18 protein-coding genes are annotated in these 21,910 nt (G+C 68.0%); 9 read left to right on the plus strand and 9 right to left on the minus strand.

Going from position 1 to position 21,910, the window contains the following annotated elements:
- Nucleotides 1-3: 3 nt before the first annotated feature.
- The 3 genes from AC5RUF_RS07230 to AC5RUF_RS07240 all read right to left on the minus strand — a co-directional run bounded on the left by AC5RUF_RS07230 (nucleotide 4) and on the right by AC5RUF_RS07240 (nucleotide 2,432).
- Nucleotides 4-333, minus strand: coding sequence for a biotin/lipoyl-containing protein (locus AC5RUF_RS07230; protein WP_494130129.1), 330 nt, complete (start codon nucleotides 331-333; stop codon nucleotides 4-6).
- Nucleotides 326-1,291, minus strand: coding sequence for an alpha-ketoacid dehydrogenase subunit beta (locus tag AC5RUF_RS07235; protein WP_494130156.1), 966 nt, complete (start codon nucleotides 1,289-1,291; stop codon nucleotides 326-328). The genes AC5RUF_RS07230 and AC5RUF_RS07235 overlap by 8 nt, the downstream gene beginning before the upstream one ends.
- Before the next feature lie 127 nt (nucleotides 1,292-1,418).
- Entirely contained in the window at nucleotides 1,419-2,432 is a 1,014-nt protein-coding gene (locus AC5RUF_RS07240; protein ID WP_494130130.1) for a thiamine pyrophosphate-dependent enzyme, read from the minus strand.
- Nucleotides 2,433-2,653: 221 nt separating this feature from the next.
- Between AC5RUF_RS07240 and AC5RUF_RS07245 the strand changes: the two genes are divergently transcribed.
- The gene (locus AC5RUF_RS07245) at nucleotides 2,654-2,785 is read left to right on the plus strand and encodes a hypothetical protein (protein ID WP_494130131.1); all 132 of its coding nucleotides are present in this window, start codon (nucleotides 2,654-2,656) and stop codon (nucleotides 2,783-2,785) included.
- A 33-nt stretch (nucleotides 2,786-2,818) separates the two neighbouring features.
- Here AC5RUF_RS07245 and AC5RUF_RS07250 read toward each other — a convergent pair whose 3' ends face one another.
- Nucleotides 2,819-4,291 carry an amino acid permease gene (locus AC5RUF_RS07250; protein ID WP_494130132.1) on the minus strand — a complete coding sequence of 491 codons (1,473 nt, stop codon included), beginning with the start codon at nucleotides 4,289-4,291 and terminating at the stop codon, nucleotides 2,819-2,821.
- 229 nt (nucleotides 4,292-4,520) lie between these two features.
- Between AC5RUF_RS07250 and AC5RUF_RS07255 the strand changes: the two genes are divergently transcribed.
- The 8 genes from AC5RUF_RS07255 to AC5RUF_RS07290 all read left to right on the plus strand — a co-directional run bounded on the left by AC5RUF_RS07255 (nucleotide 4,521) and on the right by AC5RUF_RS07290 (nucleotide 13,564).
- Entirely contained in the window at nucleotides 4,521-4,997 is a 477-nt protein-coding gene (locus AC5RUF_RS07255; protein WP_493998057.1) for an Lrp/AsnC family transcriptional regulator, read from the plus strand.
- A gap of 86 nt (nucleotides 4,998-5,083) precedes the next feature.
- Nucleotides 5,084-5,821 (plus strand): NUDIX hydrolase, encoded by a 738-nt coding sequence (locus AC5RUF_RS07260; protein WP_494130133.1) that lies wholly within the window; start codon nucleotides 5,084-5,086, stop codon nucleotides 5,819-5,821.
- Nucleotides 5,818-7,062 carry a quinolinate synthase NadA gene (gene nadA / locus AC5RUF_RS07265; RefSeq protein WP_494130134.1) on the plus strand — a complete coding sequence of 415 codons (1,245 nt, stop codon included), beginning with the start codon at nucleotides 5,818-5,820 and terminating at the stop codon, nucleotides 7,060-7,062. Before AC5RUF_RS07260 ends, nadA begins: the two co-directional genes overlap by 4 nt.
- Nucleotides 7,059-8,645 carry an L-aspartate oxidase gene (gene nadB / locus AC5RUF_RS07270; protein ID WP_494130135.1) on the plus strand — a complete coding sequence of 529 codons (1,587 nt, stop codon included), beginning with the start codon at nucleotides 7,059-7,061 and terminating at the stop codon, nucleotides 8,643-8,645. Before nadA ends, nadB begins: the two co-directional genes overlap by 4 nt.
- The gene (gene nadC, locus AC5RUF_RS07275; protein WP_494130136.1) at nucleotides 8,642-9,529 is read left to right on the plus strand and encodes a carboxylating nicotinate-nucleotide diphosphorylase; all 888 of its coding nucleotides are present in this window, start codon (nucleotides 8,642-8,644) and stop codon (nucleotides 9,527-9,529) included. The genes nadB and nadC overlap by 4 nt, the downstream gene beginning before the upstream one ends.
- Nucleotides 9,526-10,674, plus strand: coding sequence for a cysteine desulfurase family protein (locus AC5RUF_RS07280; protein WP_494130137.1), 1,149 nt, complete (start codon nucleotides 9,526-9,528; stop codon nucleotides 10,672-10,674). The genes nadC and AC5RUF_RS07280 overlap by 4 nt, the downstream gene beginning before the upstream one ends.
- 50 nt (nucleotides 10,675-10,724) lie before the next feature.
- The gene (locus tag AC5RUF_RS07285; protein ID WP_494130138.1) at nucleotides 10,725-12,104 is read left to right on the plus strand and encodes a M20/M25/M40 family metallo-hydrolase; all 1,380 of its coding nucleotides are present in this window, start codon (nucleotides 10,725-10,727) and stop codon (nucleotides 12,102-12,104) included.
- Complete coding sequence (locus AC5RUF_RS07290; protein ID WP_494130139.1) at nucleotides 12,104-13,564, plus strand: MFS transporter; 1,461 nt, start codon at nucleotides 12,104-12,106, stop codon at nucleotides 13,562-13,564. Before AC5RUF_RS07285 ends, AC5RUF_RS07290 begins: the two co-directional genes overlap by 1 nt.
- A 31-nt stretch (nucleotides 13,565-13,595) precedes the next feature.
- Here the strand turns inward: AC5RUF_RS07290 and AC5RUF_RS07295 are convergent, their stop codons facing one another.
- The 5 genes from AC5RUF_RS07295 to AC5RUF_RS07315 form a co-directional block, all read right to left on the minus strand.
- Nucleotides 13,596-14,051, minus strand: a complete 456-nt coding sequence (locus tag AC5RUF_RS07295; protein ID WP_494130140.1) for a MarR family winged helix-turn-helix transcriptional regulator — start codon at nucleotides 14,049-14,051, stop codon at nucleotides 13,596-13,598.
- A 9-nt stretch (nucleotides 14,052-14,060) separates the two neighbouring features.
- Nucleotides 14,061-15,182: an LLM class flavin-dependent oxidoreductase gene (locus AC5RUF_RS07300; RefSeq protein ID WP_494130141.1), complete on the minus strand. Its 1,122-nt coding sequence runs from the start codon at nucleotides 15,180-15,182 to the stop codon at nucleotides 14,061-14,063.
- Nucleotides 15,183-15,277: 95 nt separating this feature from the next.
- Complete coding sequence (locus tag AC5RUF_RS07305) at nucleotides 15,278-18,391, minus strand: efflux RND transporter permease subunit (RefSeq protein ID WP_494130142.1); 3,114 nt, start codon at nucleotides 18,389-18,391, stop codon at nucleotides 15,278-15,280.
- A gap of 95 nt (nucleotides 18,392-18,486) precedes the next feature.
- Complete coding sequence (locus tag AC5RUF_RS07310; RefSeq protein ID WP_493996750.1) at nucleotides 18,487-19,980, minus strand: malate:quinone oxidoreductase; 1,494 nt, start codon at nucleotides 19,978-19,980, stop codon at nucleotides 18,487-18,489.
- A gap of 128 nt (nucleotides 19,981-20,108) precedes the next feature.
- Nucleotides 20,109-21,842, minus strand: a complete 1,734-nt coding sequence (locus AC5RUF_RS07315) for an ABC transporter substrate-binding protein (protein WP_494130143.1) — start codon at nucleotides 21,840-21,842, stop codon at nucleotides 20,109-20,111.
- Between the last annotated feature and the right edge of the window lie 68 nt (nucleotides 21,843-21,910).

Here is a 21,910-nt window from a genome sequence, read left to right on the forward strand (position 1 = left end):
CGGCTAGTCCTCGTCCAGGACGGCGCTGAGCCGGACGCGGCGTTTCGCCGGGGCCTCCTGCGGAACGGTGCCGACAATGCCGGCCGTGTTGTCCGGCACCTCGAACACAATAAGCGGCTCGCCCACGTTGATCTTCTCGCCGGGCCCGCCGTAGATCCGGGCCACCTTTCCGGCCTGCGGGCTGGGGAGTTCCACTGCGGACTTGGTGGTCTCCACCTCTACCAGCGGCTGGTTGCGCTCCACCTGGTCACCCTCGGCCACGAGCCATTCCAGCACGGTGGCCTCGATCAGTCCTTCGCCGAGGTCGGGAAGGGGGAAGGAAATTTCAGCCACGCCGGTACTCCAATACTCGCTGGATCCCGAACAGGATGCGGTCGATGTTCGGGATGTATTCGTCTTCAAGGTCTCCTGACGGATACGGTACGTCGAATCCGGTGACCCGCCCAACCGGGGCGCGCAGGGTGTCGAAGCAGTGCTCGGTGATCAGCGCGGCCACTTCGGCGCCCAGGCCGGAGGTCAGGGGCGCCTCATGGACGACGACGGCGCGCCGGGTCCGGCCCACGGATTCGGCCAGGGCGGCTGCGTCGATCGGCTTGAGCCAGCGCAGGTCCAGAACCTCCACCTCGATGCCGTCCTCGGCAGCCAGTTCGGCAACCTGCAGGCACCGGGCCACCATGGCGCCCCAGGCGACCAGCGTGACATGCCGGCCGGGGCGGACCACCTTTGCGCCTTCCACCGGGCCGGCGTCGTCGAGGGCTACATCGCCCTTCTGCCAGTAGCGGGACTTCGGCTCCATGAAGATGACCGGGTCCGGCCGGGCGGCGGAGTGCTTGAGCAGGTGGTACGCCTCATGCGGGCTCGAGGGGGAAACCACCTTCAGGCCGGGCACGTGCGCAAAGAGCGCTTCCAGGGATTCACCGTGGTGTTCGGGGGCGCGGATGCCGCCGAAGCTCGGCACGCGCAGGGTGACCGGCATCGGCAGGGTACCGCGGCTGCGGTAGTTCATCCGGGCCAGCTGCGTGACGATCTGGTTTACGGCCGGATAGGCGAAGCCGTCGAACTGCACCTCGGGGATGGGATGGAAACCGGCCATGGCCAGTCCCACGGACATGCCCAGGATCCCGGACTCTGCCAGCGGAGTGTCAAAGACGCGCTCGGCGCCGAACCGCTGCTGCAGGCCGTCCGTGATGCGGAAGACCCCGCCCAGGCGGCCCACGTCTTCGCCGAGGACCACGGCCTTTGGGTCTTCGGCCAGGATCTCGGCCAGCGCCCGGTTCAGGGCCTGCTGCATGGACAGGTGCTGGATCGGTCCGTCCGCGCCGGTAACGGGTACCGCCGACTGCTGCGTGGCGGCGGTCCCGGCGGTGTTGCGGGCTGCTTCTGCCAGGTCGGAGGAGGAGGTCTCCCGGGTGAGCTGCTCAGACATGTTCGGATTCCTCCCGCCAGGCGCGGGCCTGGGCCTTGAGTGCTTCGGTGGGTTCGGCGTAGACAAAGTCGAACATCTCTTTGCCCGGCCTCGGGCCCAGGGCTTCCACGCCTTCGCGGACGCGTTCGGCGTTGTCCTTGGCATCTTCGAGTGCTGCGGCCAGGAACGCCTGGTCCGCGGCGCCCTCGGCCAGCAGGCGGTCCGCGAGCAGCTGCACGGGGTCGGCGCCGGCGTCGCGGCGTTCCTCGTCCAAAGTGCGGTAGCGGCCCGGATCGTCGCTGGTGGAATGCGGTCCGCGGCGGTAGGTCATGGCCTCGATCAGCACGGGTCCGTGTCCGGCCCTGGCGTGTGCGGCGGCCTCGCGGGTGGCCAGGAGGACGGCGGCGGCGTCGTTGCCGTCCACCGTGATGGCCCGCATGCCGTAACCGGCGGCGCGCGCTGCCACGGTGCCGCCGGCCACCTGGGCCTCGGTGGGCAGCGAAATGGCCCAGCCGTTGTTCTGCACGAAGAAGATGACCGGCGCCTTCAGCACGCCGGCAAAGTTCATGGCCTCGTGGACATCGCCCTGCGAACTGGCGCCGTCCCCGAAGTAGGTCAGGGCCACGCCGCGCGTGCCGGCCAGCGTCTGGCCGTGCGCCCAGCCGACGGCGTGCAGCACGGAACCGCCCACTACGGCCTGGATGGGAGCCAGGCGGGTCTGCACCGGATCGTAGAGTCCGCCGTGCCAGCTGGCCTTGTGGGTGGACATGTAGGCGGTCATGTCCACACCCAGGGTCAGGGCCACGCCCATTTCGCGGTACGTGGGGAAGATGAAATCGCGTTCGGGATCCATGGCGAGGGCGCTGCCGACCTGCGCTGCTTCCTGTCCCAGTTCCGGCGCGTAACCGGGAATGATGCCCTGGCGCTGCCAGGCGATTGCGGCGAGGTCCAGTTGCCGGACGGCGGTGAGGAGGCGGTACAGCCTGCGCAGCTCCTCCGCGGCAACCGGTTGCTGAGTGATGTCCATAACCCGCAACGTAGTGCGTTATGACACGTTGAGCAAACAGAACACGGATCGCTGCACAGTCTGTACAAATGTGTGATTTAGGACGCGGTGGCACTAGGCAGTTTGCCTAGCAGGTTTCCGGCCCGCCGGTTCCGGCTGTTTACGGAAAGGGGCTGGAATCGGCGGGCGATCCGCGTATGGTTTCAGGCACCTATCCCAAGTGAGTGAGTTAGGAGCCGGACATGTCAGGAAAGTCCCCGCAGGGATCTAGTTCCAAGAAGCACGGCAAGGCACTCAAGGAGAAGCGGGCGGAGAAGCGCGCCAAGAGCGCCGTCGAGGCCGAGTTCCTGCCTAAGCGGCGCAAGGGGCGTTAGGCCCTTCGAAGCGGCACCCGGCCGGTCCGGCGCCTACTTTGCCGGACCGGCCGGTGTCTCGCCGTCCGGAGTCAAAGTGTCCGGAGCGGAAGTCTCCGGAGCGGAACCGCGCCGCCGGGCACTGCGCCGCTCAAACAGCCAGGCAAGCAGCACGAGCATCGCGCTCAGGCCCGCCGTCGCCGCCAGCTGGATACGTACGGCGGCGTCGAAGAAGCCCAGGACAATGATGGCGGCCAGCAGCGCGAGGGCGAAGTAGGAAAACCACGGGAACGCCCACATCTTGAACGTGAGTTCCGTGCCGGCGGCATCGGCCCGGCGCCGCAGGATGATCTGGGACACGATCGAGATTCCCCATACCACCAGGCAGGTGGAGCCGACCAGGTTGAGCAGGATCATCAGCACGGTGTCGGGGTAGAGGTAGTTGAGGACGACGGCGGCAAAACCGAAGCCGACCGAGGCCAGTACGGCGCGGCGGGGCACTCCGCCGGATCCGAGGCGGCCCAGTGCGGCGGGTGCCCGTCCCCGTTCGCCCAGCGAGTAGATCATCCGGGAGGCACCGTACAGGTTGGCGTTCATGGCCGAGAGCAGGGCGATCACAATCACCACGGCCATCACTCTGTCCGCACCGGGCACCTGGGCGGCGTGCAGCACGGCCACGAAGGGACCGGTGCTGAGTGCCTCGCTGTCCCAGGGCAGGACGGTGACCATCACCAGCACCGAGCCGATGTAGAAGACGAGGATCCGCCAGATTACCGAGGTGATGGCACCGGCAATGTTCTTGGACGGTTCCGCCGTGTCCGCGGCGGCAATGGTGATGATCTCGGTGCCGCCGAAGGCAAACACCACCAGCAGCAGTCCGGAGGCCACACCGGTCAGCCCGTTGGGCATAAAACCGCCGTTGTGGAACAGGTTGTCCACGCCCGGTGACGGTACGCCGGGCAGCCAGCCGGCGATAAAGGCGGCGCCGATGGCCAGGAAGAGGATGATGGCTGCCACCTTGAGGATCGCAAACCAGTATTCGAATTCACCCAGGCTCGCCGCGCCGCCCAGGTTGACGGCGGTGAAGACAATGATGAAGGCCAGCGCCAGGACCCACTGCTCGACGCCGGGGACCATCGAAGCGACGATGGCCGCGGCGGCCGTGGCCTCGGCGGCAATGACAATCACGATCTGGAACCACCACAGCCAGCCGACCGTAGTGCCCGCCGTCCGCCCCAGGGCCTTTTCGGCGTAAACGGAGAACGCGCCGCTGCTGGGATCGGCGGCGGCCATCTCGCCCATCATCCGCATGATGAGGATCACCAGGGTTCCGGCGATCAGGAAGGAAATCAGCACCGCGGGACCGGCGGCGGCGATCCCGGCTCCCGAGCCGACAAAGAGCCCCGTGCCGATGGCGCTGCCGAGGCTCATGAGGACAAGGTGGCGCGGCTGCATCATGCGGGTTTTGGCGGGATCCGCTTCCCCGGCGGGTGTCTGCGTGCTGGACGGGAGGGCGGATTTCGGCATGGAAGAACAAAGCCTTAGAACGGAGGACGGGCTGCCGGTGGAGACCGCAGATCCCGCCTGGCGGAAACTGCGGGTGTGTACACCGCATTCCATCTTAGAACCGCTTTGTGTGACCTCCGGTCCGGCAGGGCGGCGGGATGGCTTTACAATTTGTACACCGGACGGTCGGTGCACCTCCCCTGTTTTCCGTGCTGCCCCGGCTGCCGTTGGCCGCCTTCGAAAGGATCCCATGCCCACCGACGCCCTCGATGCCCGCATCGTCACCCTCTTTACGGACAATCCCCGGATGTCGGTCCTGGAGGCATCACGCCAACTGTCCGTGGCCCGGGCAACGGTGCAGGCCCGCCTGGACCGGATGCAGCAGACAGGGGTGATTGCCGGCTGGGGCCCGCGGATCGACGCCGAGGCCCTGGGGTATGACGTGGTGGCCTACTGTTCCCTGACCATCCGCCAGGATACGGGCCACGACGCCGTGGTGGCGGCGCTGGCCCGCATTCCGGAAATCCAGGAAGTGCATACCGTCTCGGGGGAGAGCGACCTGCTGGCGCGGGTAGTGGCCCGGTCAAACTCGGACCTGCAGCGGGTGATCGACGCGATCGTGGCCACCAATACGGTGCTGCGGACCTCTTCGGTGATTGTGCTCAACACGCACTTCCAAGGGCGGATGCTTCCCCTGCTGCATGCCGCGGCGGATCCCGAGGGCTGACCCGCGGCGCGTTCCCGAACGGGAAACCGTGCGGCATGAGTTAGAGTCATTCTGACTTTTACTCGAACCGCTCCGAAAGGGGACCTGTGGTTTCCCGGCACGCCAACGTTTCCGAACGGGAACTGGAACCGCCCTCGCTGGCGGTCTCCACCGTGATTTTCGCCCTGCGGCGCGACCCGGAAACCGGCCGGTCGGAGCTCTGGCTTCCCCTGGTGCGGCGGACCCGCCAGCCGTACCGCAGGCTGTGGGCACTGCCGGGCGGACCGCTCCGGGCGCGCGAATCACTGCAGGACGCCGCCGGACGGAACCTCGCCGAGACCACCGGGCTGGCCCCGCGCTACCTCGAGCAGCTGTATGCCTTCGGCGGCCCGGAGCGCTCGCCGTCGCCCCGGGTGGTGTCGATTGTGTACTGGGCGCTGGTCCAGCCGGATGAGGCAGCGCTGGCCCGCGAGGGCGACAATGTGCGCTGGTTCCGGGCCGACCGGGTGGGGCAGCTGGCCTTCGACCACAACACCATCGTGGAGTACGCCCTGTGGCGGCTGCGGAACAAAACCGAATACGGGCCGGCGGCCTACGCGTTCCTCGGCGAGACCTTCACCCTGGCCCAGCTGCGGGGGGTCTACGAAGCGGTGCTGGGCCGGGAGCTGGATCCGGCCAACTTCCGCCGCCAGCTCCGGGCCACCCCGCAGATCTCCGCCACCGACCAGTACCTGGAGGGCGGACGGCACCGTCCTCCCCGCCTGTACCGCTACACCCCGGACGCGGACCCCGGTCCCGGTCCCGGCACTGCCCACCCCGACACCCCGCAACGGAGCACCCCATGAGCATGGAAACCCTTCCCCCGCCCGCCGGCACCTGCAGCCCCGCGCTGGCGGCGCCGCCCTGGCTGTCCGACGGCGGCCTGCTGCCCGTGTACGGGCCCGGAGCCTCACAGGCGGACCAGGCACCCGCCGGCACGCCGCGGCAGGGCTCGCTGCCGGCCGAGTACCTTTCGGCGTCCGACGCCGAACTCGACGAGCGGATCCTCGCGGCCAAGGCGGCACTGGGGGAGAGGATGGTGATCCTCGGACACTTCTACCAGCGCGACGAAGTGGTCCGGCACGCGGACTTTGTGGGCGACTCCTTCCAGCTGGCCCAGGCGGCCGCCTCGCGGCCGGATGCGGAAGCCATCGTTTTCTGCGGCGTGCACTTCATGGCCGAAACAGCCGACCTGCTCTCGGCACCGGACCAGGCGGTGCTGCTGCCCAACCTGGCGGCTGGCTGCTCCATGGCCGACATGGCCGATATCGACTCGGTGGAGGAATGCTGGGAGCAGCTGACGGAGCTCCTGGGCGCCGGGGAAGGCCCGGCAGCCGAAGTGGTTCCGGTGACCTACATGAACTCATCGGCCGCGCTGAAGGCCTTTTGCGGCCGGAACGGCGGGATCGTCTGTACTTCCTCCAACGCCGCCGCCGTCCTGGCCTGGGCCTTCGCCCGGGGCAAGCGCGTGCTCTTTTTCCCGGACCAGCACCTGGGGCGCAATACCGCCAAGGCCATGGGCGTCCCGCTGGAAGCCATGCCCATGTGGAACCCGCGGCTTCCGCTCGGCGGCAACAGTGCCGAGGAGATCCGGGACGCCCGGGTGCTGCTCTGGAACGGTTTCTGCTCCGTCCACAAGCGCTTCACTACCGCACAGATTGACGAGGCCCGGCACCGGTACCCCGGCGTGCGCGTGATTGTCCACCCGGAATGCCCCATGCCCGTTGTGGACGCGGCAGACGAATCCGGTTCCACCGACTACATCCGAAAAGCCATCGAAGCGGCGCCCGCCGGAAGCACCTTCGCCGTCGGCACCGAAATCAACATGGTCCGCCGGCTGGCTGCGGCCCACCCGGAGCACACCATCTTCTGCCTGGACCCGGTGATCTGCCCCTGCTCCACCATGTACCGGATCCACCCCGGTTATCTGGCCTGGGTGCTGGAGGGCCTGGTGCGCGGCGAGCGGTACAACCGCATTACGGTACCCCTGGACGTCGCCGGCCCGGCCCGGACCGCGCTTGAGCGGATGCTGGCGGTCCGTCCGTGACGGAACCGCTGGTGGTGGCCGGCAGCGGGATTGCCGGCCTGTACACCGCGCTGTGTGCTGCCGCCACCGGGCAGGAGGTTCTCCTGGTGACCAAACGGGAGCCGGAAGCGGGCAACACCTGGCACGCCCAGGGCGGGATAGCCGCCGTGCTGCCCGGAACGGAACCGGATTCCGTCCAGGCGCACATCCGTGACACCCTGCGTGCCGGCGCCGGGCACAACAACTCCGGCGCAGTCGCAGCGCTCTGCGCCGGGGCGGCGGACGGGATCAGTGCCCTGACCCGTTACGGGGTGCGCTTTGACACGGGCAGGGGGCTGGAAGGCGGGCACCGGGCCCGGCGCATCCTGCATGTCGACGGCGATGCCACCGGCGCGGGCATAGCCGCCGCCCTCATCGCCGCAGTGCGTGCGCAGCCGCGGATCCGGATCCTCGACCACGCCTTTGCCACGGACCTGGTGCTGGCCGGCGGACGGGTGGCCGGGCTGGAGATGCTGCGCGACGGGCAGCTGGGCGTAGTGCCGGCATCCGCAGTGGTGCTGGCTACCGGCGGCGCCGGCCAGCTCTACGCGTACAACACCAATCCGTCCGTTGCCACCGGGGACGGTGTCGCGTTGGCTGCCCGGGCCGGTGCAGCGCTCGCGGACCTTGAGTTCTTCCAGTTCCACCCCACGGCCCTGGACGTCCCCGGCAGCCCGCTGCTGTCCGAAGCAGTCCGCGGCGAGGGTGCCGTCCTGCGCGACGGGACGGGTGCCCGATTCCTCTCCGCCTACGCTGCGGATGCCGAACTCGCCCCCAGGGACGTGGTCTCACGCGGCATCGCCGCCCACCTGCAGGTCACGGGCGCCCGCCGGGTGTTCCTGGACGCGACCGGCATCCGCACCCGCTGCGGGAAGGGGTATCTGGCCCGGCGCTTTCCCGGGCTCACCGCCCTGACCCTGGCCCACGGATACGACTGGGAGACAGAGCCGGTGCCCGTGGTGCCGGCGGCACACTATTGGATGGGCGGGGTCCGTACGGACCTGGCGGGCCGCACCTCCGTCCCGGGCCTGTATGCGGTAGGTGAAGCTGCCTGCACGGGTGCCCACGGTGCCAACCGGCTGGCCTCGAATTCCCTGTTGGAAGGACTGGTCTTCGCTGCCCGGGTGGCAGAGGCCACCGGCCGACCGAGTGCCTGGCCGGGCATCCGGCCTGAGACCCGGCTTGAGGCCCGGCCCGAGCCCCGGCCCGCCCGAACATCCACCGCTGCGCTGCCCGTGACGGCGGCGCCCGCCGCGCTGCCGGCCCCGGGTCCCGCCGGCTCCGAGGTGACGCGGCCGGAACTGCAGCAGCTGATGTCCTCCCGTGCAGGGGTGCTGCGTAACGGCCCGGATCTGTCCGCGGCCTCCCGGCAGCTGGCCGCCTGGAACCCGCCGTCGGGCACCGCCGTGGCGGACCGCGAGACAGCCAACCTGCTGCTCTGCGCCCGCCTGCTGGTGGCAGCGGCCCAACAGCGCCGAACCTCCCTCGGAGCGCACCAGCGCACCGACGAACCGCCTCTCTCCGCCGCTCCCGCCGGGGCTGGCAGAACGGATCTTTTCGCATGAGCCTCCACGACATCCTGCCGCCGGACCCGGCCGCCGTGAACCGCATCGTAGCGGCAGCCCTGGCTGAAGACGCCCCGTGGGGCGATCTCACCAGCTCGGTGCTGGTGCCGGAGGGCACCCGCACTGCCGCGACCGTCACGGCGCGGGAACCGGGCGTCTTCTGCGGGGGACAGGTCATCGAGGCCGCATTCCGCCTGGTCTCGGATGACACCTCGGTGACCCTGCCGGTGGCCGACGGCGACACCTTCGAGGCGGGAGCGGTGCTGGCCCGGATCGACGGGGATGCGCGGGCTGTCCTGACCGCAGAGCGGGTGGCGCTGAACCTGGCGCAGCGGCTCAGCGGTATTGCCACCCTCACGGCAGCATTCGTGGCGCAGGCCCGCGGCACCAAGGCCCGCATTACCGATACCCGCAAGACCACTCCCGGCCTGCGGGTGCTGGAACGGCACGCGGTACGGTGCGGTGGAGGATTCAACCACCGGTTCAGCCTGTCGGACGCCGTGATGGCGAAGGACAACCACCTGGCGGTGCTCGGCAGCGGGGACGAGCTGTCCGCGGCGCTGCGCCGTGCCAAAGGCAGGTTGCCGCACACGGTGCACTTCGAGGTGGAAGTGGACCGGCTGGACCAGATCGAGGCGGTGCTGGCCGGAGGTGCGGACACCGTGCTGCTGGATAACTTCACGCTGCCGGACCTGCGCCGCGGCGTGGAACTGGTGGCCGGGCGGGCGCTCATCGAGGCAAGCGGCAACGTGCGGCTTGAGACAGTCGCTGCGATAGCCGCCACCGGTGTGGACCTGATCTCCGCCGGAGCACTGACCCACAGCGTGCGGGCCCTGGACCTCGGCCTGGATCTGGTCCTGCACCCGGCCGGAGTGTCCCGGTGATCTATCTCGATGCTGCGGCCACCGCTCCGGTCCGCCCCGAGATCCTGGAGCTGATCGGTCCGCTGCTCAGTACGGAGTTCGGCAATCCCTCAAGCCGGCACAGCCAGGGCGAGGGGGCGGCGCGGGCGTTGGATTATGCCCGGAGAACCGCGGCCGACGTCCTGGGCTGCCGGCCCGGAGATATCGTTTTCACCTCCGGCGGCACCGAAGCGGACAATCTGGCGGTCAAGGGCCTGGCCCTGGCCTCACCGCGGGGGCGGCATATCGTCTCCAGCACGGTGGAGCATCCCGCAGTGCTGGAATCCCTGAGGTATCTGGAAAAGATCCACAACTTCAGGATCACTCTGCTCCCCGTGGACCGGGACGGGCTGGTGGACCCCGGCTCAGTTGCTGCCGCCCTGACCCCGGACACCACCCTGTGCAGCGTCATGTACGCCAACAACGAGGTGGGAACCGTCCAGCCGGCGGCGGAACTCGGCCGGATCTGCAAAGCAGCCGGCGTTCCCTTCCATACCGATGCCGTGCAGGCCGCCGGGTGGCTGCCCCTTGACGTGCGGGAGCTGGGCGTGGATGCCATGAGCATTTCCGGCCACAAGCTGGGTGCACCCAAGGGATGCGGGCTGCTCTACGTCCGGGGCGCACTTCCGCTTGAACCGCTGCTGCACGGCGGCGGCCAGGAACGCGGAAAGCGTTCGGGGACCGAAAACGTGGCCGGTGCGGTAGCTGCGGCAACCGCCCTGTCACTGGCCGCGGCCGAGCGTGAAACAGCCGTGCAGCACGCCGAAGGACTGCGTGACTACCTGATATCCCGGGTCCTGGCCTCCGTGCCCGGCGCCCTCCTGACGGGCCATCCGGACCGGAGGCTGCCGGCACACGCCTCGTTCTGTTTTCCCGGTACCGGCGGTGAGACGGTGCTGCTGGAGTTGGAGCGGCGCGGGATCCTCTGCTCCTCCGGTTCCGCCTGCGCCGCCGGGTCCGAGGAGGCCTCCGCCGTGCTGACGGCGATGGGTATCGACGGGGACACGGCACGGACGGCCGTGCGCTTCACTTTCACCCCGACGCTCACCCAGGCCCAGGTTGCCCTAGCCGCCTCCGCGGTGGTGGAGGCCGTAGCGGCGGTCCGTGGTTACCTGTCGGTAACTTAACATTCCGGACGGCGCCGTGAGGGTGGTCACATCCCGGCTACACTCGGCCCATGCTTAGCGAAACCCCTTCCCGGGCAGCCGGTGCAACGGCTCTGCAGACGGGCCGTGCGGCCGCCCCGAAACTTGCCCGGCTCCTGACCTGCCGCACCGTCTCCTCCCGTGTGCCCGAAGAGGTGGAGACGGACCAGTTCGAAGCCTTCATCGCGGCACTGGCCGAGCTCTTCCCCCGTGTGCACCGCAGCCTGGAGGTGGAGCGTGTCAACGGCCTGGGGCTGCTGTACCGCTGGCCCGGAACGGCGGCCGAATCGGGCGGGCGCGGACCGAGCGTGCTGATGGCGCACTATGACGTGGTCCCGGTGGAGGACCCGGACAAGTGGGACCATCCGCCCTTTGCCGGCACAGTCACGGCCATGGAAATCTGCGGCCGGGGTGCCCTGGACGACAAGGGCGCCCTCGCCGCAGTCCTGGAAGCCGCCGAGCAGTTGTTGGCCGAGGGCTTCGCCCCGCAGCAGGATCTCTGGTTTTCCTTCGGCAACAACGAGGAGACCGCCGGCGACACCGCCGCCGCGGCCGCGGAACTGCTGGCCGCGCGCGGAGTCCGGCCGTGGCTCGTGCTGGACGAAGGCGGTGCCGTGGCATCGGGTGCCTTCCCGTTTGTTCCCGCACCGCTCGCCGTCGTTGGGGTGGCGGAGAAAGGGATCCTCGACGTCGAACTGGCCACCGGGGATTCGGGTGGGCACGCCTCGACGCCCAACCGCATGGGTGCAACTGCCCGCCTGGCCCGCGCCATCGTGCGGCTGGACCGCCGGCCCTTCCCGGCCTCCCTGCCCGACGTCACGGTGGAAATGATCCAGCGCCTGTCCGGTTCCGCCCCCTTGCTGCCGCGGCTGGTCCTGGGCAACGTGCACCGCCTGCGCGGACTGCTGACCCGGGTGTTCGGGCTGCTGGGCGGCGAGCCCAACGCCATGACCCGCACCACCGTGGCCGTCACCCAGCTGCGTGGCAGCAAGGGCTCCAACGTGCTGGCCACCAGGGCCACAGCCAACGCCAACATCAGGGTGGCCGTGGGCGAGAGCGTGGACTCCACGCTGGCCCGCCTGCGCCGGATCATCGGCGATCCCAAGGTGTCCCTGCGGGTGGTGGAAGGCAACGAACCCTCGCCGGTCTCGGCCACGGACAACGCCCAGTTCGCGTTGCTGGAAGGCACCATCCGTGAGACTTTCCCGGACGCGGTCCCGGTGCCCTACATCATGCTCGGCGGTACCGACGCGCGGCGCTTCACCGGGATCTGCCCGGCCGTCTACCGCTTTGCACCGTTCCGGATGAGCGCTGCCGACCGCGCGTCCATCCACGCCGACAACGAAAAGATCGGCATTGAAACCTTCGGCGAAGGCATCCTGTTCTACCGCCGCCTCATGGGAGCGTTGTGATGGGCTCCCTACCCGCGGCCGGACTGCGGATGATCGGCCCCGTGGTGGGGTTCCTGGTGCTGGTGGAACTGACCAGCGGCATCCTGCAGGGTTACTACACCCCTATGCTCACCGACATTGCGCGGCACCTGGGGATCGACGACGGCGACGTCAACTGGTTCGAATCGGCACAGCTGATGCTCAGCGCACTGGCCGTGCCCATCCTGGCCAAATTGGGGGACATTTACGGCCACAAGCGCATCCTGCTGGTCTCCACGGTGCTGACGGCCGCTGCATCCTGGGGTGTGGCGTTTGCGCCGGACTTCTGGACCTTCCTGGCCGCCTGGTCGCTCCAGGGCTTCTATGTGGTCTGGCTGCCGATGGAGATCGCGCTGATCTTCAGCCGGCTGCGGCAGGCCCCGGACCGCGCCGTCCTGACCCGGAAGGCAGCCGGCATCCTCGTAGCTGCCCTGGAGTTCGGCGTTATCGGCGGCGCCCTGCTGGGCGGGGTGCTGGTGGAACAGTTGGAACTGTGGCTGACCCTGTCCATCCCGGCAGTTGCCGTGACCCTGTGCATCTTCGCCGTGCAGTTCGGCGTGCCCGAATCCACTGCGCTGGACGGCGGGACCGTGGACCGGACCGGATTTGTGCTGCTGGCCATCGGGCTGCTGACGCTCACTTCGGGGCTGACCTTCCTGCGGATCAACGGCCCGGGAACCTGGTGGGCCTGGGCCGTCCTGGCGGCCGGCGCGGCCGCATTCATTCCCTTTGTCAGGTATGAGCTGGGCCGCAAGGACCCGCTGGTGGACTTCGCGATGCTGCGCAGTCCCTCCATGTGGCCCGTGCAGCTCACGGCAGGCCTCTTCGGCATTTCGGTGCTGGGTGCCCAGGCGCCCATGTCCACCTTTGCCCGCACCGATCCGGGGCAGCACGGCTACGGCCTGGGGCTGGAAGCGTCCCAGGTCTCCATCATCATCGGCAGCTATGTCCTGGCGCTGCTGGCCGGGGCCCTGCTGTTCCCGGCGGCGGCCCGGCGCACCACCCCGCGGAATACGCTGGTGGGGGCGGCGCTGCTGGTCGGTGCCGGATACGCCCTGTTCCTCCCGTTCCATGACACCCTGCCGCAGACACTGACGAACATGGTGGTGGCAGGGCTGGGCTCCGGGGCACTGGTCGCGGCGCTGCCTTCGGCTGCTGCGGCGGCAGCACCCCTGAACCGGACCGGTATGGCCACCGGCCTGACGAACACCACCAAGACCATCGGCGGTTCCTTCGCATCGGCGGTGTTCGGCATTGCCCTGGCCAGCGCGGCCGCTGATGCGCTCACGCCGGCCGCGGCCGCCACCACGGCCGCGCCGCTGGAAGGCTACCTGACGGTGTGGACGGTGTGTTCGGCCACGGCCTTTGTGGCTGCGGCCCTGCTGATGCTGGTGCCCCGGCTCGCCTTTGCGGATCCGCCGCTGGCGGAAACCGCCGCCTGATTCGGGCCGGAGCCGCTAAAAGCGGCTCCGGCTAGTCGCCCAGGCTGGCCAGGACCTTGTCCGTGAGCTCCTTCAGCCGGGCCAGTTCCGCGCTGTCCAGGGCGGGGCCGAGCAGGTCATGGATGCCGCGCACGTGGATCCGGCCCAGGCGCCGCTGCACGGCCCGGCCCTCGTCCGTGAGCGAGAGTTCGACGCCGCGCTGGTCCTGTTCGGCCGGGCGGCGCTGCACCAGCCCCCGGGCCTCGAGCCGGTCCACCATCCGGCTCAGGCTGGGCTGGCTGATCAGCAGGTGCTCATTGAGCTCGTTCAGCCGGATCCAGCCGCCGGGGCAGCGGGTGAGGTTGAACAGGACGTCGTACTCGCGCATGGTGAGTTCCTTGAACTCCGGGTCGCGCTGGAGCCGGCGCATCACCCCCACCTGTACGCGGAAAAGCGATTCCCACGCTTCGGCTGCCTGTTTCGCGGTGGCGTCGTTGGAGGAGTGCATGCATCCAGCCTACTGAACGCCGGCGGCAGCTGCGGTGCCGTGCGCGACGGCGCCGCCGGCCTCCCGGGCGGCAACCCGTGCGGCGTGCGTGGGGCCATCCGGAACATCCGCCGGGCGGCGGGCATCAAATTCCTTCCGCAGTTCGGGAAGGACATACTCGCCGAAGAGGTCCAGCTGCTCCAGGACGGTCTTCAGCGGCAGGCCGGCGTGGTCGATGAGGAACAGCTGGCGCTGGTAATCGCCGAAGTACTCCTGGAAGCTCAGCGTCTTTTCCAGCACCTCCTGCGGGCTGCCCACGGTCAGCGGGGTCTGCGCGGTGAAATCCTCCATGGAGGGGCCGTGGCCGTAGACCGGGGCGTTGTCGAAGTAGGGGCGGAACTCGTTGACGGCGTCCTGGGAGTTCTTCCGCATAAAGAACTGGCCGCCCAATCCCACGATTGCCTGATCGGCGCGGCCGTGGCCGTAGTGCTCATACCGCTCACGGTAGAGCCCGATCAGCTGCATGTAGTGCTCCTTCGGCCAGAAGATGTTGTTGGCGAAGAAACCGTCGCCGAAGTACGCGGCAATCTCGGCCACCTGCGGCGTGCGGATGGATCCGTGCCAGACAAAGGGTGCGACGCCGTCGAGCGGGCGCGGAGTGGCCGTGAAGTTGTGCAGCGGCGTGCGGAACTTGCCCTGCCAGTTCACCACGTCCTTGTCCCAGAGCTGGCGCAGCAGGTTGTAGTTCTCTACGGTCAGCTCCACCGAGTCCTGCGGATCCTTGCCGAACCACGGGTAGACCGGGGCGGTGTTGCCGCGGCCCAGCACCAGGTCCACGCGGCCGTCCGCCACGTGCTGGAGCATGGCGAAGTCCTCGGCGATCTTCACCGGGTCATTGGTGGTGATCAGCGTGGTGGTGGTGGAGAGGATGATGCGTTCGGTCTGTGCCGCAATGTAGCCCAGCAGGGTGGTGGGGGAGCTGGCATAGAACGGCGGGTTGTGGTGCTCGCCGGTGGCATAGACATCCATGCCGATCTCTTCGACCTTGCGGGCAATCGCCACCGCCGCCTTGATGCGTTCACCCTCGGTGGGGATCCGTCCCGTCACGGGATCGCGGGTGATGTCGCTGACGCTGAATACGCCGATCTGCATGCTGGCCTCCGGAAGTCGGGATGTCTCCTGAAAAGTATATGCATATGCATACACTTTCCTTCAACGGTTACCCGGGCCGCATCATTCCCGGCGCATCAGGGCGCTGCTGCTGCCGTTTCCTTCCTGCGGGCACGCTTCTCCCGGGAGCCCTCGACCAGCCGGTACAGCACCGGGACCAGGATCAGGGTCAGCGCTGTGGAGGAGATGAGGCCGCCGATCACCACCACGGCCAGCGGCCGGGAAATGAACCCGCCTTCGCCGGTGACGCCGAGCGCCATCGGGGTCAGGGCAAACACCGTGGCCAGGGCCGTCATCAGGATGGGCCGCAGGCGCTGGCGCGCGCCGCGGAAGATCGCGTCCTCCACGCTCATGCCCGGCCGGTTGCCCTGCGGCCGGCGGTACTGGTTGATCAGGTCCATCAGCACAATGGCGTTGGTCACCACAATGCCCACCAGCATCAGCATGCCCACCAGCGAGGGAAGGCCCAGGGGGACGCCGCTGACCAGCAGCAGCAGGATGGCGCCGGTGGCGGCAAACGGGACGCTGACCAGCAGGATCAGCGGCTGCAGCAGGGACTTGAAGGTAGCCACCATGATCACGTAGACAATGGCGATGGCCGCCAGCAGGGCCAGGCCCAGCTGCGTGAAGGACTCGTTCTGCTGCGTGGCCGCACCGCTGAGTTCCGCGGTGACACTGGCCGGCAGGTCCGTTTCCGCGAGCCGGGCCTGCACTTCGGTGATGGTGGCGCCCAGATTGTCGCCCTCGGGGGAGACGGAGACGACGGCGGTGCGTTCCCCGCCGGAGGAGGATACCGACGTCGGCACCTCCACTTCTTCCACCGTGGCCAGCGAGCTCAGGGGCACGGGACCTGTACCGGTGGGCACGAAGATGCTGTTGAGCTGCTCCAGGGAAGTGATGGGAGTGCCTTCGCCGATGAGCACCGGAAGGTCATCGGTGCCAAGCCGGACGGTGCCGGCAGGCAGGGGGCTGATGGTGGAGGCCACCAGGCCTGCGATCTGCTGCTCGTTCAGGCCCGCGGCCACGGCCTTGCCGCGGTCGATGGTCACCTGCACCACCGGCTGCGAGGAGGAGAGGTTGCTGCTGGCCTCGGCGACGCCGGGGAGGTCGGACATGGCGGCCACCAGGGTGTCGCTGGCCGGCTGGAGATCGGCCGGGTCTCCGGCGGAGAGGGCGATGTCCACCGTGTTGGAGGTGCCGAAGCCGCCGCCGGTGCTGCCCAGGGTGACCGTACCGGCGTCGTCCACATCCTCGAGGGCGGCACGGACGGTGTCCCGCAGGGCCACCTGGTCCACGCCTTCCTCTGTGATCACGGTGAAGTTGGCTACGGAGGCCCCGCCCGCGGTGAAGGCGCCCAGCCCCGAGGTGGAGGTGCCCATGGTGACCTGGATATCCTTCACGCCCTCGGTGTCCCCGAGGACCTGCTCAACCTGTTCGGCCGCTTCGGACGTACGTTCCAGCGAGGTGCCGGCCGGCAGTTCCTGGCGGACACTGAAGGTGTTCTGGCCGGTATCGCCCAGGAGGTTGGTGGGCAGCAGGGGTGTCATGGCCGCTGTTGCCACCAGGATGACCAGCCCGGCGGCCACGGTGTACACCGGGTGCTTCTGGGTGGTGCGCAGGATCGGCAGGTAGCCGCGCTGCAACAGCGTGCGGGCTTCGCGTTCCTCCGCTTCGGCGCGGAAGGCTTCCGGATCAGCCACCGGGGGAGAGGACTTCAGGAACCAGTAGGCCAGCACCGGCACAATGGTCAGCGACACCAGGAGCGAGGCCAGCAGCGCCAGCGAGGTGGTCACGGCGAAGGGGCGGAACAGCTCCCCGGCCAGGCCGCCCACAAACGCAATCGGGGCAAACACGGCCACGGTGGTCAGGGTGGACGCGGTCACCGCACCGGCCACTTCACGGACCGCGGTGAGGATGGCGGTGCGTTTGTCCTCGCCGTAGCCCAGGTGCCGCTTGATGTTCTCGATCACCACGATGGAATCGTCCACCACGCGGCCGATGGCAATGGTGAGTGCACCCAGGGTGAGGATGTTCAGTGAGTAGCCGAAAGCCAGCAGGCCGATGAAGGTCACCAGCAGCGACAGCGGAATGGAAACCGCCGTGACCAGCGTGGAACGGATCGACAGCAGGAAGACCAGGATCACCAGGACGGCGAAGCCCAGGCCCAGCAGGCCTTCCGTGGTGAGGTCGGAGATGGACTTTTCGATGAAGGGCGCCTGGTCGAAGATGACCGTGAACTTCGCCCCGCCGCCCAGCTCGTCCTGGAGGGCGGGCAGCAGGTCGGTGACCTCGTGGGAGATTCCCACCGTGTCGCCGGCCGGGGTCTTGGTGATGGACACGGCCAGGGTGGGCTGGCCGTTGGTGCGGGTAATCGAACCGGCGTCATCCTCGGTGATATCGACGGACGCCACATCGCCGATGGTTACCGGTGTCCCGCCGGGCTGTTCCTGCTCGGAGGCCACCGGCAGGGCGGAGATCTTTTCCAGGCTGTCCAGCGGCGCGCCGACCTGGATCGAGAGGGTTCGGCCCTCCTCCTGCACGGTGCCGGCGGGCAGCAGGGCACCGCTGTTCTCCAGTGCGTCGACAATCCCGGACGGGGTCACGCCCAGCGCGGCAAGGGCGGCTTCATCGGGCAGGATAGCCACATGCCTGGTGGAGCCGCCGGTGACCTCGGCCGTGCGGACCCCCTCGATTTTCTGCAGGCGGGGCACGGTCAGGCGCTGCAGGTCCGCGTTCAGTTCGGCCAGCGGCTTATCCGAGGAGACGGCCAGGTACACGATCGGGAAATCGCTGATGCTGCCGGCCAGCGACTGCGGGTTCGCATCTTCGGGCAGCAGTTGCCGGGCATTGGAGATGGCCCGGTCCACCTGGCCCCGGGCGCGGTCCAGGTCCGTGCCGTAGGCAAAGGTCAGGGCGATCGTCGAGATCCCGGACCGAGAGGTTGCGGAGGAGGATTCCAGGCCCTCGACTGCGGTGAGCGCGCCCTCGAGCGGTTCGCTGACCTGTGCATCCACCACATCCGGGGACGCGCCGGGAAGGGCGGTAATCACGCTGATCTGGGGGAACTCCAGGGACGGGATCAGCTCCTGCTTCAGGGAGCTCATGGAGATCACCCCGAAGACGGCAATAAACACCGTGATCAGGGCGATGAGCGCCCGGTTGGAGAGGGACAGCTTGGCCAAACGGTCCATGATCCTGCCTTCGGAAGGGCGAACTGGAGGAGTGGATAAAACAAGCCGCGGCGCGGCCGGCCGTCAGGCCGGGCACGCGCCGCGGGAGGTGGGTACTAGGACAGGCCCAGGACCTTGTTGGTGTCGGCTTCGATCTCTTCGGCCAGCCGCTCGTTTTCGTTGAGCTTGACGCCGTAGCCGGGGATCATTTCCTTGATCTTGGGCTCCCACCCGTCAAACTGGCGGGGGAACGCCCGCTTGAGCAGGTTGATCATGATCGGGGTGGCCGTGGACGCGCCCGGCGAAGCGCCGAGCAGGGCGCCGATGGAACCGTCGGCGGCTGTGATCAGTTCGGTGCCGAACTGCAGCACGCCGCCCTTCTTCGGGTCCTTCTTGATCACCTGGACGCGCTGGCCCGCGGTGATCAGGTCCCATCCCTCGGTCTGTGCCAGCGGCATGAATTCCTGCAGCGCTGCAGTCTTGCCTTCGCGGGTCTTCAGGACCTCGGTGACCAGGTACTTGACCAGGCTCATGTTGTCCTTGGCCACCGCCAGCATGGGTACCAGGTTGGAGGGGCGGACAGAGAGCGGCAGGTCCAGGAAGGAGCCGGTCTTCAGGAACTTCGGGGAGAAGCCGCCGTACGGACCGAACAGCAGGGAACGCTTGCCGTTCACGAAGCGGGTGTCCAGGTGCGGCACGGACATGGGCGGGGCGCCTACCGAGGCCTGGCCGTACACCTTGGCGTTGTGCCGGGAGATGATGGATTCGTCCGTGCTGCGCAGGAACTGGCCGGAGACGGGGAAACCGCCGAAGCCCTTGCCCTCGGGGATGCCGGAAGCCTGCAGCAGGTGCAGGGCGCCGCCGCCGCCGCCGATGAAGACGAACTTGGCGCTGACCGTGCGGGTGCTGCCGGTCGCCCGGTCCTTGACCTTCACGTCCCAGCCGCCGGAGGAGGAACGGGTGACGTTGCCGACCTCGTGGCCGAAGTTCAGGTGCACGCCGTTGGCACCCAGGTAGTTGGTCAGCTCGCGGGTCAGGGCACCGAAGTCGACGTCGGTGCCGCCTTCGACGCGTGAAGCGGCAACGCGCTGGCCGGCGTCGCGGCCTTCCATGATGAGCGGGGCCCACTCGGCGATCTTCGCCGGGTCCTCGGAGAACTCCATGGTCTTGAACAGCGGCTGTGCGCTCAGGGATTCGTAGCGGCGGCGCAGGTATTCGGAGTGCGCGTCGCCCCAGACAAAGCTCATGTGCGGCAGGGGATTGATGAAGCTGCCGGAGATGTGGCCTGCGGAGACCATGTGCGCCCAGAACTGCCGGGAAACCTGGAACTGCTCGTTGATGCCCACCGCCTTGGCAGGGTCAACCGAGCCGTCGGCTGCTGCCGGGCTGTAGTTCAGTTCGCAGAGTGCGGCGTGTCCGGTGCCTGCGTTGTTCCAGGGATCGGAACTCTCCAGTCCCGCGCGGTCGAGGCGCTCAAAGAGGGAAATGTCCCAATCCGGTGCCAGCTGCTTCAGGAACGCCCCCAAGGTTGCGCTCATGATGCCTCCGCCGATCAGCAGTACATCAGTATTCGTTGCGGAATTATCCGCCGGGCTATTAGCAGTCAACATCTTCTCCAGTCGCGTGGGCGCTAGCCATAGAAGCGTATCCCCGAGCAGGTGGCTTCCTAAAATTATCGCCGTACATATACGGGTTTAGGCAGGGCGGCAGGTAACCGGTTTCCCGAAGCGGGGCCGGATCAGCGGTTCGCCAGGCTGATCCGGTTGAAGACCTCGTGCAGCACGGGGCTGGTGGGGTAGGACGCCACACGCGGGGAGAGAGCCAGTGCCGAGATGGGGAACGCGAGCGGAACCGCCGGTACGCGCTCGGCAATCCGGTCCGTGACGGCACGGTAGGCGTCAGCCTGTTCCTGGCCTTCCGGCAGGGTGCGGGCTTTTTCGATTCCGGTGAAGACTTCGGGGTCGTTGAAGGAGAATTCCTCCGTGTAGCGGCCGAAGAGGGAGCCGACAAAGTTATCGCCCGCCTCGTAGCTGCCCGCCAGCCCCAGCAGGTGGAATGCGCGGTCTTCCTTGCCCTGTACCTTCTCCAGGTATCCCTCGGACCAGTCAACCGGGACGGGACGGATGTTGAATCCGGCCGCCGTGAGCTGGCGGCTGAGCCGGGCGTACACCTTTTCAGGGGTGGGCAGGTAGCTGCGGGTCACCCGGCGCGGGTAGTAGAACGGCAGTTCCCGGCCGTCGTATCCGGCTTCGATGAGCAGTTCCTTGGCCTTTTCCGGCTCGTACCCGTAGCCGGTGACGGAGTCGGACGTGAGCCCGAGTTTTTGCGGCAGGAACTGGTTGGCCGGTTTGGTGCCGTTGAGGAACAATCCGTCCAGGACGGCCGGCTTGTCGACCGCATGGGCTACCGCGCGCCGCATCAGCACGTTGTCCAGGCCCGGGAAGTTCTGGTTGATGCCCAAGTAGAGGACCGAGTACGGGTCCCGCTGCTGGATCTGCAGACCGTTGCGGGCGAGGTCGCCGACGTCGTTCACCGTCACCAGGTCGTAGCCGTCCACTTCACCCTTTTTCAGGGCCCGCAGCCGGCCTTCGGGACTGTTCACCGTCCTGAACAGGACAGTGCCGATCTGCCCTGCCTCGTCCCAGTAACCCGGATGTGCCGCCAGTTCGACAATGTCTTCATCCCAGCGGACAAAGGAGAAGGGGCCGGTGCCCACGGGGTGCACACCGTAGGCGGATACCTTGCGCCCGTAGCGCTCCTGGGTGAGCGCGTCCGCGGTGGCGTCCGCCAGCGCCTTCGGTGAGGATATGGCGAAAGCCGGGGCTGCCAGTGCGGCAATAAAGCTGTCCAGGGGTTCGGTCAGCTCAACCCGGATCCGGTATTCGTCCTCCACTACGCAGCGTTTGTAAATGGCCGTGGCGGGGGTGTCGGAATAGCCCCGGAATACGGACTTGTACATCAGCGAGTCGCTGCGGACCGATTCGGGCAGGTTGTACCAGCGGTCGAAGTTCACCCGGACGGCCTCGGCGTTGAACGGCTCGCCGTCGTGGAAGGTCACATCGCTGCGCAGGTCAAAGGTATAGACCCTGCGGTCCTCGGACTGGGTCCAGCTTTTGGCCAGCAACGGCGTGGGGGCCGAGGTGAGGGCGTCAATGCCTACCAGCCCTTCGAGGACCTGCCGCGTGACCCGGTAGGACTCCGTGTCCGATGCCAGTGCCGGATCAAGGGTGACCGGATGTGCGGCCGTTGCAAACGTGAACCGCTCGGCAGGACCCTGTGGGGCGGCGGTGGAGGGGGTAGCGGTGGACTTGTCGTCCGCTGCCTCGGCCGTGCAGCCGGCCAGCATAAAAGCGGCGGCAGCGGCCCCGGCCTGGAGCATGGACCGGCGGGTGAGGAGCGTCTGCCCGGTGGGGTCCGAACTTGCTTTACCGCGCCTGGCGGTCCCGGATGCTGCCCTGCCGGATTTCGTCACGGTGATACTCCTCCGGGACGCTCCATCCCTCTGTTTTGATGATTTCCCATTCTAAATGATTAAAAACA

The organism is Arthrobacter sp. Y3224198 (genome assembly GCF_059090025.1).

Excerpts from the sequence above, each read along its gene's own strand:
- AC5RUF_RS07240 (WP_494130130.1), bottom strand. The coding sequence starts at position 2,432 with ATGGACATCACTCAGCAACCGGTTGCCGCGGAGGAGCTGCGCAGGCTG.
- AC5RUF_RS07310 (WP_493996750.1), bottom strand. The coding sequence starts at position 19,980 with ATGTTGACTGCTAATAGCCCGGCGGATAATTCCGCAACGAATACTGAT.
- nadC (WP_494130136.1), top strand. The coding sequence starts at position 8,642 with ATGAGCCTCCACGACATCCTGCCGCCGGACCCGGCCGCCGTGAACCGC.
- AC5RUF_RS07245 (WP_494130131.1), top strand. The coding sequence starts at position 2,654 with ATGTCAGGAAAGTCCCCGCAGGGATCTAGTTCCAAGAAGCACGGCAAG.
- AC5RUF_RS07290 (WP_494130139.1), top strand. The coding sequence starts at position 12,104 with ATGGGCTCCCTACCCGCGGCCGGACTGCGGATGATCGGCCCCGTGGTG.
- AC5RUF_RS07255 (WP_493998057.1), top strand. The coding sequence starts at position 4,521 with ATGCCCACCGACGCCCTCGATGCCCGCATCGTCACCCTCTTTACGGAC.
- AC5RUF_RS07250 (WP_494130132.1), bottom strand. The coding sequence starts at position 4,291 with ATGCCGAAATCCGCCCTCCCGTCCAGCACGCAGACACCCGCCGGGGAA.
- AC5RUF_RS07285 (WP_494130138.1), top strand. The coding sequence starts at position 10,725 with ATGCTTAGCGAAACCCCTTCCCGGGCAGCCGGTGCAACGGCTCTGCAG.
- AC5RUF_RS07295 (WP_494130140.1), bottom strand. The coding sequence starts at position 14,051 with ATGCACTCCTCCAACGACGCCACCGCGAAACAGGCAGCCGAAGCGTGG.
- AC5RUF_RS07305 (WP_494130142.1), bottom strand. The coding sequence starts at position 18,391 with ATGGACCGTTTGGCCAAGCTGTCCCTCTCCAACCGGGCGCTCATCGCC.
- AC5RUF_RS07235 (WP_494130156.1), bottom strand. The coding sequence starts at position 1,291 with ATGCAGCAGGCCCTGAACCGGGCGCTGGCCGAGATCCTGGCCGAAGAC.
- nadA (WP_494130134.1), top strand. The coding sequence starts at position 5,818 with ATGAGCATGGAAACCCTTCCCCCGCCCGCCGGCACCTGCAGCCCCGCG.
- AC5RUF_RS07300 (WP_494130141.1), bottom strand. The coding sequence starts at position 15,182 with ATGCAGATCGGCGTATTCAGCGTCAGCGACATCACCCGCGATCCCGTG.